This is a genomic window from Kitasatospora sp. HPM-01-4, from assembly GCF_051374625.1.
GTDB lineage: Bacteria > Actinomycetota > Actinomycetes > Streptomycetales > Streptomycetaceae > Kitasatospora.
In genome coordinates this window covers 4,828,756-4,845,781 of the sequence record NZ_JBPQGP010000005.1, presented here as the reverse complement: position 1 = coordinate 4,845,781, position 17,026 = coordinate 4,828,756, and the positions used below count along the sequence as shown (strand labels likewise).

The 17,026-nt window shown below is 73.9% G+C and carries 17 protein-coding genes; 9 read left to right on the top strand and 8 right to left on the bottom strand.

What is annotated here, in order from left to right; translation table 11 throughout:
• Nucleotides 1-287 precede the first annotated feature (287 nt).
• Nucleotides 288-1,802, top strand: coding sequence for an alpha,alpha-trehalose-phosphate synthase (UDP-forming) (locus tag ACSMTC_RS21095; RefSeq protein WP_436561266.1), 1,515 nt, complete (start codon nucleotides 288-290; stop codon nucleotides 1,800-1,802).
• Nucleotides 1,803-1,876: 74 nt separating this feature from the next.
• Here ACSMTC_RS21095 and otsB read toward each other — a convergent pair whose 3' ends face one another.
• The gene (otsB, locus tag ACSMTC_RS21090) at nucleotides 1,877-2,743 is read right to left on the bottom strand and encodes a trehalose-phosphatase (RefSeq protein ID WP_436561265.1); all 867 of its coding nucleotides are present in this window, start codon (nucleotides 2,741-2,743) and stop codon (nucleotides 1,877-1,879) included.
• Nucleotides 2,744-2,846: 103 nt separating this feature from the next.
• Nucleotides 2,847-3,083 (bottom strand): DUF3263 domain-containing protein, encoded by a 237-nt coding sequence (locus tag ACSMTC_RS21085; protein ID WP_436561264.1) that lies wholly within the window; start codon nucleotides 3,081-3,083, stop codon nucleotides 2,847-2,849.
• Between the two features lie 125 nt (nucleotides 3,084-3,208).
• On the opposite strand from ACSMTC_RS21085, the gene ACSMTC_RS21080 reads away from it, so the two are divergent.
• Together ACSMTC_RS21080 and ACSMTC_RS21075 are read left to right on the top strand one after the other, a co-directional pair.
• Nucleotides 3,209-3,562, top strand: coding sequence for a cupin domain-containing protein (locus tag ACSMTC_RS21080; RefSeq protein ID WP_436561263.1), 354 nt, complete (start codon nucleotides 3,209-3,211; stop codon nucleotides 3,560-3,562).
• A 158-nt stretch (nucleotides 3,563-3,720) separates the two neighbouring features.
• A complete protein-coding gene (locus tag ACSMTC_RS21075; RefSeq protein WP_436561262.1) occupies nucleotides 3,721-4,149 on the top strand; it encodes a nitroreductase/quinone reductase family protein in 429 nt (142 codons plus the stop codon).
• A gap of 46 nt (nucleotides 4,150-4,195) precedes the next feature.
• Here ACSMTC_RS21075 and ACSMTC_RS21070 read toward each other — a convergent pair whose 3' ends face one another.
• Nucleotides 4,196-4,990: a DeoR/GlpR family DNA-binding transcription regulator gene (locus ACSMTC_RS21070; protein WP_436561261.1), complete on the bottom strand. Its 795-nt coding sequence runs from the start codon at nucleotides 4,988-4,990 to the stop codon at nucleotides 4,196-4,198.
• A 268-nt stretch (nucleotides 4,991-5,258) separates the two neighbouring features.
• Between ACSMTC_RS21070 and ACSMTC_RS21065 the strand changes: the two genes are divergently transcribed.
• From ACSMTC_RS21065 to nagA, 3 genes are all read left to right on the top strand, one after another.
• Nucleotides 5,259-6,179 carry an SIS domain-containing protein gene (locus ACSMTC_RS21065; RefSeq protein WP_436561260.1) on the top strand — a complete coding sequence of 307 codons (921 nt, stop codon included), beginning with the start codon at nucleotides 5,259-5,261 and terminating at the stop codon, nucleotides 6,177-6,179.
• 192 nt (nucleotides 6,180-6,371) lie between these two features.
• Complete coding sequence (locus ACSMTC_RS21060; RefSeq protein ID WP_436561259.1) at nucleotides 6,372-7,319, top strand: ROK family protein; 948 nt, start codon at nucleotides 6,372-6,374, stop codon at nucleotides 7,317-7,319.
• A gap of 71 nt (nucleotides 7,320-7,390) precedes the next feature.
• A complete protein-coding gene (gene nagA / locus ACSMTC_RS21055) occupies nucleotides 7,391-8,545 on the top strand; it encodes an N-acetylglucosamine-6-phosphate deacetylase (protein WP_436564754.1) in 1,155 nt (384 codons plus the stop codon).
• 139 nt (nucleotides 8,546-8,684) lie between these two features.
• On the opposite strand, the gene ACSMTC_RS21050 is transcribed toward nagA, so the two are convergent.
• Nucleotides 8,685-9,614 carry a CBM35 domain-containing protein gene (locus tag ACSMTC_RS21050; protein ID WP_436564753.1) on the bottom strand — a complete coding sequence of 310 codons (930 nt, stop codon included), beginning with the start codon at nucleotides 9,612-9,614 and terminating at the stop codon, nucleotides 8,685-8,687.
• A 123-nt stretch (nucleotides 9,615-9,737) separates the two neighbouring features.
• Nucleotides 9,738-11,675 carry a GGDEF domain-containing protein gene (locus ACSMTC_RS21045; protein WP_436561258.1) on the bottom strand — a complete coding sequence of 646 codons (1,938 nt, stop codon included), beginning with the start codon at nucleotides 11,673-11,675 and terminating at the stop codon, nucleotides 9,738-9,740.
• A gap of 371 nt (nucleotides 11,676-12,046) precedes the next feature.
• Between ACSMTC_RS21045 and ACSMTC_RS21040 the strand changes: the two genes are divergently transcribed.
• Entirely contained in the window at nucleotides 12,047-12,592 is a 546-nt protein-coding gene (locus ACSMTC_RS21040) for a flavin reductase family protein (protein WP_436561257.1), read from the top strand.
• 129 nt (nucleotides 12,593-12,721) lie between these two features.
• On the opposite strand, the gene arfB is transcribed toward ACSMTC_RS21040, so the two are convergent.
• Nucleotides 12,722-13,153, bottom strand: a complete 432-nt coding sequence (gene arfB, locus ACSMTC_RS21035) for an alternative ribosome rescue aminoacyl-tRNA hydrolase ArfB (RefSeq protein ID WP_436561256.1) — start codon at nucleotides 13,151-13,153, stop codon at nucleotides 12,722-12,724.
• Between the two features lie 156 nt (nucleotides 13,154-13,309).
• Here arfB and ACSMTC_RS21030 point away from each other — a divergent pair, with 156 nt between their 5' ends.
• Nucleotides 13,310-13,798 carry a hypothetical protein gene (locus ACSMTC_RS21030; RefSeq protein WP_436561255.1) on the top strand — a complete coding sequence of 163 codons (489 nt, stop codon included), beginning with the start codon at nucleotides 13,310-13,312 and terminating at the stop codon, nucleotides 13,796-13,798.
• A gap of 111 nt (nucleotides 13,799-13,909) precedes the next feature.
• Nucleotides 13,910-14,485 (top strand): TerD family protein, encoded by a 576-nt coding sequence (locus ACSMTC_RS21025; protein ID WP_436561254.1) that lies wholly within the window; start codon nucleotides 13,910-13,912, stop codon nucleotides 14,483-14,485.
• Nucleotides 14,486-14,558: 73 nt separating this feature from the next.
• Here the strand turns inward: ACSMTC_RS21025 and ACSMTC_RS21020 are convergent, their stop codons facing one another.
• A complete protein-coding gene (locus ACSMTC_RS21020) occupies nucleotides 14,559-16,109 on the bottom strand; it encodes a hypothetical protein (protein ID WP_436561253.1) in 1,551 nt (516 codons plus the stop codon).
• 158 nt (nucleotides 16,110-16,267) lie between these two features.
• On the bottom strand, nucleotides 16,268-16,756 hold the full coding sequence (locus ACSMTC_RS21015) for a DUF3180 domain-containing protein (RefSeq protein ID WP_436561252.1): 489 nt from the start codon (nucleotides 16,754-16,756) through the stop codon (nucleotides 16,268-16,270).
• Nucleotides 16,757-17,026 lie beyond the last annotated feature (270 nt).

Below are 17,026 nucleotides of genomic sequence, written 5' to 3'. Positions count from 1 at the left end.
GCCTGAGGTGCGCGTGGTTTGCGGCCAGTGCCGCCCGGCAAGGTTGAAGACGTGACCCCTCCCTCTCGCGACGAGAGGGCTTCCCACTCGGTGGCCCCGTGGAACCTCGTGACTCCTCCCCGCCAAGGGGGAGGCTTCTCACCCGGCTCCGCAGAACCTCATGACGGCCAAGCCCTGACCGCTGCCTGTGAGCAGGTCACCGACCGTACGGATCCGCAGTGCTCCCAGCCACCGCACACCGGGAGCCCATCCCTTCGGATGAATCCGCGGCCCTGAGAAGAGGACTGATGGCCGACTTCGCGACCGAACGTTCGAATCCGACCGGCAGGGCACCGATCCTGGTGGCCTCGAACCGCGGCCCGGTGTCCTTCACCCTCGAGGACGACGGCTCACTGACCCTGCGCCGGGGCGGTGGCGGCCTGGTCTCCGGCCTCTCCTCGATCGACGACCCCTCCTGTGTCTGGGTCTGCGCGGCGCTCGGCGACGCCGACCGCGCGGCGGTCCGCCGCTCCCCCGAGGGCCGGCTGGACCTGGGCGGCTTCGAGGTCGGCGGCCAGGCCGTGCGGATGCTCGACATCGACCCGGGCACCTTCAACCGCGCCTACAACGGGATCGCCAACTCCAGCCTGTGGTTCGTCCACCACCTGCTGTACGACACCCCGGTCTCGCCGCTGTTCGACGAGCGGTTCCGCCGCGAGTGGGAGTCCTACCAGGCGTACAACACCGCCTTCGCCCGGGCACTGGCCGCCGAGGCCGCCCCGGGCGCGGCGGTGCTCGTCCAGGACTACCACCTCTCACTGGTCCCGGCCCTGCTCCGCGAACTCCGCCCCGACCTGCGCATCGGCCACTTCTCGCACACCCCTTGGGCCCCGCCCGAGTACTACCGGATGCTGCCGGACGACGTCGCCGAGGCGGTGCTGAACGGCATCCTCGGCGCCGACCGGGCGGCCTTCCTGACGCTCCGCTGGGCCCTCGCCTTCGCCGACTGCTGCGAGGCGGTGCTCGGCGCGACGGTGGACCGGGACGCCCTCACCGTCACCCTCCCCCCGTCCCCGGCCGAGGGCGCCCCCGCCGGCCGCACCGTCCGGCTCGGTGTGCACGGCCTCGGCGCCGACGCCGACTTCCTCCGCACCCGGGCCCACCAGCCGGACGTGGACGCCAGGCTGGCCGCCCTGCGCGAGTCGGTCGGCGCCTCGGCCGACGGGACGCCGCGCCGGACCGTCGTCCGGGTGGACCGGACCGAGCTGAGCAAGAACATCGTCCGCGGCCTGCTCGCCTACCGGCACCTGCTGCGCACCCGCCCCGAGTGGCGGGACCGGGTGGTGCACATCGCCTTCGCCTACCCCTCGCGCCACGACCTGCCCGAGTACCGGGAGTACACGGCGGCCGTCCAGCGGATCGCCCAGGAGATCAACGACGAGTTCGGCACGGCGAGTTGGCACCCGCTGATCCTGCACGTCAACGACGACTTCCCGCGCTCGCTGGCCGCCTACCGGCTTGCCGACGTGGCGCTGGTCAACCCGATCAGGGACGGGATGAACCTGGTCGCCAAGGAGGTTCCGGTGGTCTCCGACGCCGGGTGCGCCCTGGTGCTCTCCCGCGAGGCCGGCGCCTACGCCGAACTCGCCGACGACGCCCTCCCGGTGAACCCGTACGACATCGTCGCCACCGCCGACGCCCTGCACCGGGGCCTGACCATGCCCGCCGGTGAACGCGCCGACCGGACCAAGCGCCTGGCCGCCGCGGCCACCGCGCTCCCGCCCCAGCGGTGGTTCCTGGACCAGCTGCGCGCCCTGGACTGACCGCTCCCCGGGGGCGGGCGGGCCGGGGCGCGGGGCACGCTCCAACGCGGTGCCCACCGGCCGCCCCCGGGGAGTCAGCCGGCCGAACCGATCCGGTCCGCCAACCCGTCCAGCAGCGCGGCCAGTCCGGACGGTCCGGGCACCGACAGGTCGGCCCGGTCGGCGAGTTCGCGCACCTGGGCCTCGCCCTCCACCATCCCGCTGCTGCACACCAGCAGGCCCGGCAGCCCGTCCGCCCGCCGCTTCTCCACGGCCGCGTACGCGGGCAGGTCGCCGAGGTCGTCCCCGGCGTACAGCACGGCGCCGGCCGCCGGGCGCTCGGCCAGGAAGGCGGTCAGCGCCGCCCCCTTGTCCACCCCCGGCGGGCGCAACTCCACGACGTAGCGGCCCGGTTCGACCACCAGGCCGTGGGCGGCGGCCAGCCGGGCGAGCGGTTCGCGGAGCAGATCGAGCGCGGCGTCCGGGGCCTCGGTACGACGGGTGTGCACCGCCAGCGCGCGGCCCTTGTCCTCGACCCAGGTGCCGGGGTGCGCACCCGACCGCTCCAGCACACCGGGCAGTCCGGCGCGGACGGCGGCCACCCCGGGCGGCGGCTCGGGAGCGGTCAGCTCACCGGTCCCGGCCTCCCAGCGCTCGGCGCCGTACTGTCCGAGCACGGTGAGGTGTCCGAGCCCGGGGGCGTCCGGGAAGCCGCCGTACCGCGCGGCGACGGCCGCCGGGCGGCCCGTCACCACCACCACCGCACCGACCAGCGGAGCGAGTCTGGAGAGTGCGGCCACCGCGCCCGGATGGGCACGCGCCCGCTCGGGATCGGGAACGATCGGGGCCAGCGTCCCGTCGAAGTCCAGCGCGATCACGGCCTCGGCGGGCGCCGCCAGCAGGGCCGCCAGACCCGCCTGCCCGGCCGGGGTCCTCGGTACGAACCGTCCAGTCCTACCCATGCCCAGCACCGTACCCGTCAGGCGCGCGGGCCGCCGCCGAGGGCACGGACGGGCCGCCCCGGCAGGATCGTCTTCCCGCCACCGGGCGCCGCCGTCGGAACGGTTACCGCTGTGAGCGCTTGGCCGCCCTGATCCGGCGGAGCCGGTTGACCAGTACCGGGTCGTGCGCGAGCGCCTCCTCGCGGTCGAGGAGACCGTTGAGCAGCTGGTAGTACCGGGTGGCCGAGAGGTCGAGCTCCTCCCTGATGGCACGTTCCTTGGCACCAGCCGTACGCCACTGACGCGCCTCCAGCGCGAGCACCGCGAGCTCCCGCTCACTCAGACCGGACACCACACCCACCTCCCTCTTCGCCGGGCCGGCACCAGGCCCGTCCGGAGCGTCCCCGTACGGAGTGTCATTGTGCCCGGCCGCTCGGACACACCCTGTCGTCCCCGCCGCCCCCACCGCCCGGCTAGCGTCGGGGCATGACCAACAGCTTCGCTCTGCACATCCCCGGCCTCGACCTCGAACCCGAGCCGCTCGACCCCGCCCAGATCGTCTCCGGCACCCCGGAGGTCACCGGCAAGGTGCTCTGGGAGTCCGAGGACGGCCGCCGGCTGCGCGGGGTCTGGCAGATCACCCCGGGCGTGGTGACCGACGTCGAGGCGGACGAGCTGTTCGTGGTGGTGAGCGGACGCGCCACCATCGAGATCGAGGGCGGCCCGACCCTGAACGTCGGCCCGGGTGACTTCGCCGTCCTGCGCGAGGGCGACCGCACCACCTGGACCGTCCACGAGACCCTGCGCAAGGCCTACTCGATCGACCTCGGCGAGGACTGAGCCGCCGACCGGCAGCTTGGACCGACCGGCAACAGGGCCCGCGGCGTCGCATGCCGGTCGGTCTTGGCTGAAACTCCGTCACGTGGTGCGGATGAATATCGCGCCGGCCGGCGTTACGGCGGTCAGGACCCGTACCGCCGGCCCGAGAGGACACCGCCATGGCCGAGACCAGCGCCGTCAACGGCAACCCCTTCAACCTCTCCGTGATCGAGGAGTTCCGCGCCAACCAGGGCAGGGTCGGCGGCTCGTTCGAAGGCGTGCCGCTGCTCCTGCTCACCACCAAGGGCGCCCGCACCGGCCTGGTCCGCACCACCCCGCTGGTGCACCTCGCCGATCCGGACCGGTTCGTCGTCCTCGCGTCCAACGGCGGCGCCCCGAAGGCACCCGCCTGGTTCCACAACCTGATGGCCGCGGGCGAAGCAACCGTGGAGGTCGGCGCGGAGCGCCTGCGGGTCCGCCCCGTCCTGGTGGACGAGGCCGAGCACGATGAGCTCTGGGCCCGCGCGGCCGCCATCAACCCCGACTTCACCGAGTACCGCACCCGCTCGAACCGCACGATCCCGATGGTCGCCCTGGTCCGCGCCTGACGACCGGCGCCCCCTCAGTCCGAACTCCCGTGCACACCGCCGGAGTTCAGACCGCGATCACCCGCACCCCGGCCTCGGTGAAGGCGGCGGCCAGCTCGGGGTCGACGCCCTCGTCGGTGACCAGGGTGCCGATCCGGTCGACCCCGCAGATCCGGGCGAAGGCCCGGTGGCCCAGCTTGGAGGAGTCGGCGGCCACCACGACCCGGCGGGCCCGTTCGGCGAGCAGCCGGTTGACGCTGGCCTCGCCCTCGTGGTGGGCGGTCGCCCCCTGCTCGGCGTCGAGTGCGTCCACACCCAGCACCGTGACGTCCAGGGTGAGTTCGTTCAGCACCAGCCCCGCGAGCGGGCCGATCAGCTCGTACGACTGCGGCCGGGCGACCCCGCCGGTCAGCACGATCTTCACCTGCGGGCGGACCGCCAGCTCGGCGGCGATGTTCAGGGCGTTGGTCACGATGGTCACGCTCTGCCCGGGGCCGCCCTCCGGCCGCTCGGCCAGGTCGGGGCGGACCGCCAGCGCGCGGGCCACCTCGGTGGTGGTGGTCCCGCCGTTGAGGCCGACCACCTCGCCGACCGCGATCAGGCCCGCCACCGCCGCACCGATCCGCTGCTTGGCGTCGGCGTTCCGGGCCGTCTTGTAGCGCAGCGGCAGGTCGTAGGAGACGTTGTGCGCCACCGCCCCGCCCCGGGTGCGGGTGACCATCTGCTGACGGGCGAGCTGGTCCAGGTCGCGCCGGATGGTGGCGGCGGAGACCTCCAGCGCCTCGGCGGCCTCCTCGACCTCCAACTTGCCCTGCTCGGCGAGCAGTTCCAGCAGGGCGTTCCACCGCTCGTACCTGGACACGCTGGTCCGCTCCTCCTGTACCGACGCAACCGACGCAACCGGCGTAGCCGGCGCGGTCGGTACCGCGCGCGGGTACGCGAAGCCTGGACAGCTTTGCACATCAACGCCGCCCGAGCGTGCTCCACAACCGGCCGACCGCCGCATCGACGCTCGAACCATTGCGTAATACTGCGCGAAACCGCTATAACGCAATCAGATTCAAGCATTGCGGTTTCACAGGTTCTGGAGCCGCAGCAATGGTCCTGAGCACTCCGAGGAGCTCGTACCCATGGCTTTGACTTCCCTGACCGGCGAGGAGCTCGCCACCCAGCCCGCGAACTGGCGCCGCGCCGCCGAACTCGCCGCCGAGTCCGCCCCCGCCCTGCCGAAGCGCGGTGAGCGGGTCGCCGTGATCGGCTGCGGCACCTCCTGGTTCATGGCCCAGGCCTACGCCGCCCTGCGGGAGGGCGGCGGGCACGGCGAGACCGACGCGCTGGCGGCCTCCGAGTTCCCGTACCGCCGCACATACGACCGGGTGCTGGCGATCAGCCGCTCGGGCACCACCACCGAGGTGCTGGACGTGCTCGGCCGCGTCCGGACGCCGGCCTCGGCCATCACCGCCGATCCCGGCACCCCGATCTCCCGGGCCGCCGACCGGCTGCTGGTACTGGACTTCGCCGACGAGCGCTCGGTGGTCCAGACCCGGTTCGCCACCACGGCACTCGCCCTGCTCCGCGCCCACCTGGAGCTGGAGGGCGCACTCCCGGCCGGCGTCGAAAGCGTCCTGCGGGCCGCCGAGGACGCCGAGCGGGCCATCGCCCAGCCGCTGCCCGAGGGTCTGCTCGCCGCCGAGCAGGTCACCTTCCTCGGCCGGGGCTGGACCTACGGCCTCGCCCAGGAGGCCGGGCTGAAGATGCGCGAGGCGGCCACCGCCTGGACCGAGGCGTACCCGGCGATGGAGTACCGCCACGGACCGATCAGCATCGCCGCCCCCGGCCGGGCGGTCTGGTCCTTCGGCGAGCTGCCGGACGGCCTGGCGGCGGACATCGCCCGCACCGGCGCCCTGCTGGTGGCGGACTCCGGCGCCGACGGGCTGGACCCGCTGGCCGACCTGGTCAGGGCGCAGCGGCTGGCCGTCGCCCTGGCCGCCTCCCGCGGCCTGGACCCCGACGAGCCGCGCGCCCTCACCCGCTCGATCATCCTCGCCTAGGACACGCCCCCACCCGCCTGCGGCACAACCCTGGACACTCCCCGGCGCCATCCGTACAACAGGGAGAACGGCCGCCCGAGCCTCCGGCACCCCCGTGCACCCCGGAGGGCGACCAAGCTCACTCCTGATGGACCAGACCAATCCGCCAACTGGACTAGACCTCTCTGACCTGGCCAAGGGAAACTGTCACCCGTGAAGCACGTCATCGCACTCGATGTGGGCGGCACCGGCATGAAGGCCGCGCTGCTCGCCCAGGACGGCTCCGTGCTGTTCGAAGCACGCCGGCCGACCGGGCGGGAACACGGCACCGACGCCGTCGTCGCCACCATCCTCGACTTCGCCGCCGACCTCGCCGACGAGGGCCGCAGCCGCTTCGGCAGCGCGCCGCTCGCGGCCGGCGTCGCCGTGCCGGGGACGATCGACGAGAAGAACGGGATCGCGGTCTTCTCCGCCAACCTCGGCTGGCGGGACCTGCCGCTGCGCAAGCTGCTCGGTGAGCGCCTCGGCGGCCCGGACGGCGGGAGCATGCCGATCGCCCTCGGCCACGACGTCCGGACCGGCGGGCTGGCCGAGGGGCGGCTCGGCGCCGGCCGGGGCGTGGACCGGTTCCTGTTCATCGCACTCGGCACCGGCATCGCCGGCGCGATCGGCATCGAGGGCCGGATCGAGGCGGGCGCCCACGGCTACGGCGGCGAGATCGGCCACGTCGTGGTCCGGCCCGGCGGTCCGGCCTGCGGCTGCGGGGCCCGCGGCTGCCTGGAGACCCTGGCGTCGGCCTCGGCCGTCTCCCGGGCCTGGGCCGAGGCGAGCGGTGTCCCCACGGCGGACGCGGCGGCCTGCGCGGCGGCCGTCGAAGCCGGGGACCGACGGGCCGCCGCGGTCTGGCGACGCGCCGTGGACGCCCTCGCGGACGGGATCGTGCTGGCCCAGAGCCTGCTCGACCCCTCCACCGTGGTCGTCGGCGGCGGACTGGCGGAAGCCGGTGACACCCTCTTCACGCCCCTACGCGCGGCGGTCGCCGAGCGGCTGACCTTCCAGATGCCCCCGAAGGTCGTACCGGCCATGCTCAAAGACACCGCCGCCTCCCTGGGCGCGGGCCTGCTCGCCTGGGATCTGCTCTCGATGGAGGTGACCGCGTGACGACCGCGCGGAATCAATCAGCGCCCCTCGGCCTTCGGCCGGAAAGCGCCCCCTTCCCCACCGGTACCGCGCTGGCGGGCGCCCGACTGGTACTTCCGGACGGCGTCGTCGAGCACGGCCGGCTGGCCGTCGAGGGGACGCGGATCGCGGGCCTCGGCGGCGAGACCGCACCGGGCGACCTCGACCTGACCGGTCACACCGTCGTCCCGGGCTTCGTCGACCTGCACGTGCACGGCGGCGGCGGCGCCTCGTACGCCTCCGGTGCGGCCGAGCAGGCCCTCAAGGCGGCCCGCACGCACCTGGAGCACGGGACCACCACCACGGTGGCGTCCACCGTCACCGGCGAGATCGACGACCTCTGCCGCCAGGCGGCCGTGCTCGCCGAACTGGTCGAGGACGGGGTGCTGGCCGGCATCCACTTCGAGGGCCCGTTCATCTCCCCGGGCCGGTGCGGCGCCCACCGCCCCGACCTGCTGCGCGACCCGGACCCGGCGCTGGTGCGCAAACTGGCGGACGCCGCGCGCGGCCACGCCAGGATGTTCACCCTCGCGCCGGAGCTGCCGGGCGGCCTGGAGTCGGTGCGGATGCTCGCCGACCTCGGCATCATCGCGGCCGTCGGCCACACCGACTCCGACTACGACAAGACGCTGGAGGCGATCGAGGCCGGCGCCACCGTCGCCACCCACCTGTTCAACGCGATGCCCGGCATCCAGCACCGCGCCCCGGGCCCGATCGTCGCCCTGCTGGAGGACGAGCGGGTCACCGTCGAGCTGATCAACGACGGCGTCCACCTGCACCCCTCGGTGCTCGACCTCGCGTACGGCACGGCGGGCGCCGACCGGGTCGCGCTGATCACCGACGCGATGGGCGCGGCCGGGATGGGCGACGGGCTCTACCCGCTCGGCCCGCTCCAGGTCCGGGTCGAGAACGGCGTCGCCCGGCTGGTCGAGGGCGGCGCCATCGCCGGCTCCACCCTCACCCTCGACGTCGCCTTCAAGCGCTCCGTCACCGTCAACCGCCTGAGCCTCGGCCAGACCGTGCGGTCCCTGTCCACCGTCCCGGCCCGGCTGCTCGGCCTGTCGGACTCCATCGGCTCCCTGGAGGCGGGCAAGAACGCCGACCTGGTGGTGCTGGACTCCGACACCTACGACCTCGTCGCGGTGATGCGCCGCGGGGAGTGGATCACAGGCGGAGACCGCTTCCGCACGGTGGCCCGTACGGGCTGAACTACCTGCCCCGCCAGGGGGTGAGTAGCGGCACTGCGTCCCGCTACTCACCCCTCGGGCGGGACGACCGGGACGCTTCCCGTACCACCGAGGCGATCGCCGCCGGGCCGGCCCGGCGCGCTCCGCCGACGGGCGGTTGTCACCAGGGCGGGTTGGAGTCCGACTGCGGCCTGATAGCCACCTGGTCGATCGGAAGGCTGCTCCCGGCCGGGACCGAGATCGAGATGGTGTTGGCCCCGGCCTGCAGCTGCGGCCATATGTTGCTCCGGGTCCAGGCCTGGTCGGGATCGCTGGAGTGGGTGTAGTTCAACAGCCCGATCGGGGTCGAGAACTCCTTGCCGTTCACCATCACGGTGCCGTTGATGTCGGCACCCGGGTTGTTGTAGTGCACCCAGAACTTGTACGTACCCGCCGTGGCCACCGAAATCGTCCAGCTCACCGAGGAGTTGGGCCCGCCGGCCAGGGTGACGTAACTGCCGTCCTGCGACTTCGCGTTCTTGATGCTGTTGCCCACCTCGGCGTTCTGCAGCTGCAGCTTGGAGGCGTCGGCGATGGTGTCCGTCGACGGCGCCGGCACCGAGGGTGCGGCCGAGGAGGCCGCGGCGCTCGGGTTCGCGCTCTGGCTCGCCGGTGCGCTGGGGCCGTGGGAGGCCTTGGCGGCCCCGTCGGACTTGCCCGGGTCGCCGTTGGACAGTGCGATTCCGCCGCCGATCGCGATCGCGGCGATCACCGCCACCACGCCGATCACCGCGGCCTTGCCGCGCCCGCCGGAGGCCCGCTCCTCGCCCGGCTGCGGACGGGAGCGCTCCGCGTAGCGGCTCGGCTGCTGCGGCACGGTCTGGGTCGGCGAGGCAGCCGCCGGCGGCTGCTGCTGCCCGTACGGCGGGCGCGGGTGCTGGCCGTACTGGGCCCGGCCGACCTCCACCGGGCGCGAGTACGAGGTCCGCGGCTGCCCCGGCACCGGGGTCGTGTCGGGTGCCGCCTCACCCTCGGCCGGGCGGTAGAGGTAGGCGAACGGGTCGTCCTCGGCCGCGCTCTCGGGCGCGCCGTTGCTGCCGTCCGTGGTCACGGTGGTCAACTCCCCATCGCAGCGCACCGCACGGCGGTGCGCCGTACGGGCCAGTGGTGACGGTCGTACCCGGGAACCCTACCTTCCGGACCCGACAGCAAGGAAAGGCGCCCTGAGCCGTGCTCAGCCCGCGCGCCGATGCGAACGCTCTCCGCGCGCGCCCCTCACACCGCCTCCACGCGCCCGCTTCTCGTCGTACATCCGCTCATCGGCGGCGTGCAGGACCTCCTCGATGCTCATCCCGCAACCCGCCCAGCCGATCCCCAGGCTGACGCCGACCCGGGTGGTCCGGTTGTCGATCCGCATCGGCGGGACGATCGCGTTGCGCAGCCGCCCGGCGAGGTCCTTGGCCTCCTCGCGGCCGATCCCGTCGGCCAGCACCACGAACTCGTCCCCGCCGAGGCGGGCCACCGTGTCGCCCTCGCGCACGGCCTGCTGGAGCCGTCTGGCCACCTCGATCAGGACCGCGTCGCCCGCCTTGTGCCCGAACCGGTCGTTGATCGACTTGAAGCCGTCCAGGTCGCAGAAGAGCACCGCGAGCCCCTTCTCGACCCCGCCGCTCCGGAAGGCGCCGCTCCACAGCTCGCCGCCGCCCTCGGAGGGCACCACGGCGTGCACGTGGTCCGGCGGCGGCTCGTCCCGGTAGCCCGGCGGGCGCCCGGTGGCGAAGTCCGCGCGGTCCCGTTCCGGCGAGCGCGAGTCGCCCCCGTCCCCGGAGCCGTCAGGGGCGCCGTAGCCGTGCGTCAGCGGGGCGGGGGCGCCCAGCCCGGCGTACGCGCCGTGCGCGCTGTACGAGGCGGTCTGGGCGGCGTACGCGGGCTGTGTGCGCGGCGCCCCGAACGGGTCGCCGTAGGCGGTGTCGGGGTACCCGGGCGGGGCGTAGCCCGGCGGGACGCACCCCGGCGGAGTGAAGCCGATCTCCGGGTGGGCGATCTCGGAGCGGACCGCGCCGTGCCCGGCCGGTGTCGGCAGCTGCGGCTGGTCGCACAGCCGGCGGGCGAGCCTGGACCGCAGCTCGGCGCTGTTGGGCAGGCCGGTGAGCGCGTCGTGGCTGGCCCGGTGGGCGAGTTGGAGCTCGTGCCGCTTGCGCTCCTCGATGTCCTCGACGTGGGTCAGCAGAAAGCTCGGCCCCTCGGCCGCGTCGGTCACCACGGAGTTGCGCAGACAGACCCACAGGTAGCCGCCGTCCCGCCGGGAGAGCCGTAGTTCGGCCCGGCCCCCGTCGGCGCTGGTGCGGTGCAGCAGCGCCAGGTCGTCGGGGTGCACCAGGTCGGCGAAGCGCTGCTGCCGCAGGGTCGCCCTGGGGCGGCCGAGCAGCCGGCACAGGGCGTCGTTGACCCGGCTCAGCTGGCCCCGCCCGGCGCCGTGCAGCTCGGTGATGGCCATCCCGCTCGGCGCGAACTCGAAGGCCTGCCGGAAGCTCTCCTCGCTGGCCCGCAGCGCCTGCTGCTCCTTCTCCAGCCGGGCCAGCGCGCGCTGCATCTCCGCGCGTAGCCTGGCGTTGCCGATGGCGATGGACGCCTGCAGGGAGAACATCTCGAGCGCCTCGCGGGTCCACGCACCCGGGCGCTTGCCGCTGCGCGGACGGTCCACCGAGAGCACCCCCAGCAGGTCGCCGCCCGCGCTGTACATCGGGGCGAGCAGGGCGTCGGAGGGGTGCCAGTCGTTGGCGTACACGGGCAGCGGGCCGTCACCGGTCCAGCGCGGGATGTCGTGGCCGACGGCCCAGCCCCGGTCGTGCGGCAGGAAGCGCAGCGTGCCCCAGTGGTCGCTGACGCCCAGCAGCCGGTCCCAGGACTCCCGCGACCCGACCTGGCCGAGCAGCACGGCCGGCCCGCCGAAGGCGCTCTCCTCGATCTCCCAGACCGCCGCCACCACCAGATCGCCGTCCGGCCGCACCAGACTGACGGCGGCCGCGTCGAAGCCGAGCCCGTGCACCGCGCCCTCGACCACGGCCTGCAGGGTGCCTGCCAGGCTGCGGGCAGCGTTGAGGTCCGCCACGACCCGGTGCAAAGTGCGAAGGGTCGCCAGGCGGACGTACGGCTCCGACTCGGCTTCCATGCGGGGGCTCCCCGGCTGCTTCGGATAGTTCTTGATTGGTTATGGTCCGATTGCCAGAAGAACTGAATCACAGCGAGCACTGCGATCGGCACGCTCGGTCAACAATAGGCCACCAGTTGTGACTCAAATCACACAATACATAGGTGTGCATATGTAGTTCAGATATCTGAAACCCTGCCGTTCCCGGACAATCACGACCATCCGCTGGTAGGCGGCCGGATTCCGCCGCCGAAGCCCCATGGCCGCCGGGAGGCGTCCGCCCCCGTCCCGGGGTGGGCCGCCGCCCGTGCGCCGGACACCCCGATGGGACCGCAGGCCTAGGCGGTCCTACGACCAGGGCCCGATGCCGGCCACCCACCGCGCCGACTACCGTGCGGTACGTGCACTCCCCACAGTCAGCCTCCGCCGCCCCGACCGCCACCGCCGACGAGTTCCGGGCCGCGCTCGCCCAGCTCGCCGCCGGCGTCACCCTGGTGACCGCCCACGACCCCGAAGGCGGGGCCGACGGCGAGGACGCCGGGATGACCGCGACCTCGTTCCTCTCGGTCTCACTGGAACCGCCGCTGGTGCTGGTCTCGGTGCGCGAGGACTCCCGGATGGACGAGCTGCTCTCCCGGGTGGACACCTGGGCGGTCTCCCTGCTCGGCGAGGAGCACCGGACGATCGCGTCCCGCTTCGCCATGAAGGGCCGCCTCAGCGACCGCCTGCTGTTCGCCGACACCCCGCACCACCGCGGCGAGTTCGCGAACGCCCCGCTGATCGACGGCGCCCTCGCCACCGTCGAGTGCCGCACCGAGCAGCGGGTCTCCGCGGGCGACCACACCCTGCTGATCGGCCGGGTGCTGGCGGCCCACGTCCCGGGCCCGGACACCAGGCCGCTGCTCTACTTCCGCACCGGCTACCGCAGACTGGGCTGAACGCCGGGCGACCGCCGCGCCCGGCCCGGTCGACCGCCCCCGACGGGACGTCGGCCGCCAGGGCCATCCCGCTCGGCCGCACTCCGGAGAGCCCCACGCGGACGTCAACTCGGCCTGTGCGCAAGGGCGTCAGTACGCCGAAGGCCGGCCCCGCCCCTGCTTCAGCTCCGACCTGCGCCGCTTGTCCTGCAGCCGCCGCTCGACCATCCCCCTGCTCGGCTTGGTCGCCCGCCGGACCTTCGGCGGCGGCGCCGTCGCCTCCCCCAGCAGGGACGCCAGCCGCGCGGCCGCGACCTCGCGGTTGCGCCACTGCGACCGGTGCTCGGAGGCCCGGACGACCAGCACCCCGCCGTCCACCAGCCGGCCCGCGAGCCGCTCCAGCGCCCGCTCCTTCCAGACCTGCGGCAGGGCGTTCGAGGCGGCCAGGTCGTAACGCAACTCGACCTGGGTGTCGGAGGTGTTGACGTGCTGGCCACCGGGACCGGACGAACGCGAGAAGCGCCAGACGAGCTCGGCGTCCGGTACGACCACCGAGCCCCGAACGCGGATTGGCTCAGGCATACGCCCATCATCCCGCCACGGCGCGCCCGGGTCACCCGGTTATCCACCCGTCGACTCGGCGCCTTCCCCCTTTGTCGCCTTCTCCACTTGTCCACAGCTGTGGACAACCACCGCCGGTCCCCCGCGCCCGCTCCCGCATGCCGGACAATGGCGTACGTGATCGAGCTCGACTACTCCCTCTCGGACCGCTTCCCCGACCCCCCGCAGACCGACTACCGCAGCGCCTCGGTGCGCAGCCTGCGGTACGACCTGTTCTGCGGCGACATCTTCCTGGAGGCGGACGGCCGGGACTTGTCCACAGCCTGGGGATGGGTTCCGGTGCTCGACTTCGCCTGGGCGCTCTGCGACTCCGTGGAGGAGCTGGACCGCGACGCGCGCGGCAGCCGCTCCGCCGCCGTGCAGACCTTCGACCTGGACTTCACCCAGAACACCGAACTGCTGCGCTTCGCCCGCCGGTTCGGCCTGGTGGAGATCAGCGCGACCTGGCGGCGGAACACCCCGCCCGCCGTGGTGCGCCACGCCGAACTGCGCCGGGAGGCCAGGGACTTCCTCCAGGACGTGATCGCGGACCTCACCGAGCTGCACGAAGGCCTGGGCGACAACCCCAACATCTGGACGCTGCAAGGGAAGTACCCCCGCGTCTGACCGGCGTCCGCGGCCACCGCACTGACGGCGGATCAATCCAGGCGGGCTGGAACCACCTTCGATCCCTTTACGTTCTTTACCTTCAAGAGCAACGAAGGGACACCACACACCATGCCAGTCAGCCTCTCCAAGGGTGGCAACGTCTCGCTGACCAAGGAGGCCCCGGGCCTGGCCGCAGTCACCGTCGGCCTCGGCTGGGACGTACGGACCACCACGGGCACCGAGTTCGACCTGGACGCCAGCGCGATCGTGCTGAACGCGGACGGCAAGGTGCTGTCCAACGGCCACTTCGTCTTCTTCAACAACACCAGCACCCCGGACGGCACCGTGGTGCACACCGGTGACAACCGCACCGGTGAGGGCGAGGGCGACGACGAGCAGATCAAGATCAGCCTGGCCGGCCTGCCCGCCGAGGCCGCCAGGATCGTCGTCCCCGTCACGATCTACGACGGGGTCGCCCGCGGCCAGAACTTCGGCCAGGTCCGCAACGCCTACATCCGCGTGCTCAACGCGGCCGGCGGCGCCGAGATCGCCCGCTACGACCTCTCCGAGGACGCCGCCGTCGAGACCGCCATGATCTTCGGCGAGATCTACCGCAACGGCACCGAGTGGAAGTTCCGCGCCATCGGCCAGGGCTACGCCTCCGGCCTCGCGGGCATCGCCCAGGACTTCGGCGTCGCGATCTGACGCACCCGCACCGACGGCGGACGCCCGGCCCCTTCGACGGGGGCCGGGCGTCCGTTGTCGGTACCGCCGGTCGTTACCGCTGCCGGCCGTGCTTGGCGCGCAGTTCGGAGACCTCCAGGAGTTCGGTCTCGTCGTGCGGGGTCAGGTCCACCACCTCCGGGCTCTCCTCCCCCGGTGCCGACTGGCCGGGGGCCGCGGCAGCGGGCTCGGCAGCCGTCTCGGTGGCCTCCGGGACTCCGTACCGGACGCTCTCCGCCACAGCCTCGTCACCGACCACATCCGCCAGATCGGCCCGCTCGCCCAGCTCCGCCGCACCGCCCGTGACGGGCGCCGGAACCGCCGGACGGACCGCACCGGGACGCCCGAAGAAGCTGAACCCCGAGGACCGGCCGGCCCCCTGCGGACGCGGACGCTGCTGCCGCGCGGCGGAAACGCCGGGAGCACCCTGCGCGGCGGCACCCGCCACCCCGAGGGCCCGCGGCGGCATCGCACCGCCGAGGACACGGGGCTGCGGCACCGCCGCCTCGCCGGGCGTACCGTCCCCGGCACCCGGCCGCGGCACGGACGACACCGACGGCGCCGGGCGCGCGGGCAGCGGACCGAGGGCGGGAAGCCCGGCGGACCGCGCCGGAGCAGTGACCTGCGCGGCGGCCCTGGCCTCCTGCGGCGGCGCGGGCCTGGGCGCGACCGGCGCGGCGGGCACGGCGGGTGCCGTCGGCTCACCGGACGAGGCGACCGGGGCAGCCGGAGCGACCGGGGCAAGGCGAGGGGTACGCCCCTCACCCGACGCGACGGGCCCGGCCGACCCGTTCCGAGCGGCAGGCTCGGCAGGCTCGGCAGGCGTGGCAGGAACACCGGGCACGGCAGGAACGGCAGGCGCCGCAGGAACGGCAGCGGGCCGGGGCACCGAGGGCACCACAGGCACGGCGGGAGTGGCCGGTGCCACCGACACCGCCGGCACCAGCTGAGCCGCCCCCGACGCGCCCCCGGCCGCCGCAGCCGTACCCGCCGCCGAGGCCGGAACCGCCCGCGCCTTCGGCCGCAGCTCCAGCTGCGCCCGCGCCGGACCCTCGCGGCGCGCCGCGGCCCGTTCCGCGTCCCGCTCCAGCTGCCGCAGCACGGACGCGGCACGGACGTACGCGGCCGGGCTGGCCGGGTGCACGGGGCGGGTGGCCGCAAGCGCCCGCTGGGCCGCCTCGGCCTCCTTCGTGGCCTGCTCGGCGATGGCGACGGCACGCTCCCGGAGCAGCCGGGCGATCTCCGTCTCGGCCTTGGCCAGCCGCGCCTTCTCGGCGGTCAGCCGCCGCCCGAACCGGGTGGCCCGTTCCTCGGCCACCTCTGCGGCGTACTCGGCCTCGGCGATCTGCTCCTCGTAGCGCTCCTCGGCCACCAGCCTGCGCTTCGCGGCGGCCTCGGCGGCCTGCTTGGCGGACCGGTCCCGCTGGCGCAGCAGTACGGCCATGCCGACGGCGCCGCACACCGCCGCCACTCCGACCGACCGGACCAGGGGCACGTCGGGGCTGACCACCAGTGCGGCCAGTGCGGCGAGGACGAGGGCACCCGCCGCGATGGGAGGTGCGGCCCGGCCGAGGACGGAGGATTGACGGTGGCGTCCACGTGACATGACCAAGAAACTAGCGTGCGAATTGGGGAGCTGTCAGCCGCGACACTCTTTCGGCTCTTGACAGCGGACCGGAAACACGTCAGGTACCCGAACCATCACCCGGCGTCATGGCGGCCCGGGGCCGATGGAGGGCCGAGCGCGCGGGGCCCGCTCTCCGTTCAGCGGGGCGAGGCAGCGGGCCCGGAGGGGTCGTCGTGGTCCTCGGGCAGCCGGCAGACGTGCTGCAGCCAGAGCGCGGCGGCGACCACCCCGGCCCCCGCCAGCACCGCGAACCCGGCCGTCACGGCCTGCTGCTTGCGGGCGGTGACGTCCAGCAGACCGAGCAGGTAGACGCCGACACCGCCGTAGATTCCGGTCACCACGGCCGAGACCAGCGCGCTGGCCTGGCCCAGGACCACCGCCCGGGCGGCGCTCAGCGGGTCCACCCCCTTGGCCCCCGGCTGCCGCTCCCGCATGGCCTTCAGCCGGCCCCGGAGCGAGATCGCCGCGGCGAGCAGGACCACGGCGACCACCGCCAGCACGATCGGCGCGGCCGTCGGCACGCCGGGCAGCTGGCCGAAGGAGTCCCAGAGCTTGGCACCTGCCCAGGCGAGCACCGCCGCCACGATGGCGATACCCAGGAGCAGGCGGAGGCGGAGCGGCTTCACTGGGACTTGGGTTCCTTCCCGACGTACGCGACGGCATGAGGCACCCCGGCCGGCGGCCGGGGACCGATCTGACGGACGGCCGCACCAACGCGACGTCACACGCCACCGTACCCGGGCCGCCCCCGTCCGATCACTTACCCGTACGGCCGACCCCCACCGCGAGGTTCCCGCCCCGGCACGCACCCCGCCCCGGACGTCCGAACCCCGGCCGTGCCCGCAGGGACAGGCGGGCGGGGGAGCGGACCCTCGCATCCGGGCCCGCTCCCCCAC

Excerpts from the sequence above, each read along its gene's own strand:
- ACSMTC_RS21095 (WP_436561266.1), top strand. The coding sequence starts at position 288 with ATGGCCGACTTCGCGACCGAACGTTCGAATCCGACCGGCAGGGCACCG.
- otsB (WP_436561265.1), bottom strand. The coding sequence starts at position 2,743 with ATGGGTAGGACTGGACGGTTCGTACCGAGGACCCCGGCCGGGCAGGCG.
- ACSMTC_RS21080 (WP_436561263.1), top strand. The coding sequence starts at position 3,209 with ATGACCAACAGCTTCGCTCTGCACATCCCCGGCCTCGACCTCGAACCC.
- ACSMTC_RS21075 (WP_436561262.1), top strand. The coding sequence starts at position 3,721 with ATGGCCGAGACCAGCGCCGTCAACGGCAACCCCTTCAACCTCTCCGTG.
- ACSMTC_RS21065 (WP_436561260.1), top strand. The coding sequence starts at position 5,259 with ATGGCTTTGACTTCCCTGACCGGCGAGGAGCTCGCCACCCAGCCCGCG.
- ACSMTC_RS21045 (WP_436561258.1), bottom strand. The coding sequence starts at position 11,675 with ATGGAAGCCGAGTCGGAGCCGTACGTCCGCCTGGCGACCCTTCGCACT.
- arfB (WP_436561256.1), bottom strand. The coding sequence starts at position 13,153 with ATGCCTGAGCCAATCCGCGTTCGGGGCTCGGTGGTCGTACCGGACGCC.
- ACSMTC_RS21025 (WP_436561254.1), top strand. The coding sequence starts at position 13,910 with ATGCCAGTCAGCCTCTCCAAGGGTGGCAACGTCTCGCTGACCAAGGAG.
- ACSMTC_RS21020 (WP_436561253.1), bottom strand. The coding sequence starts at position 16,109 with ATGTCACGTGGACGCCACCGTCAATCCTCCGTCCTCGGCCGGGCCGCA.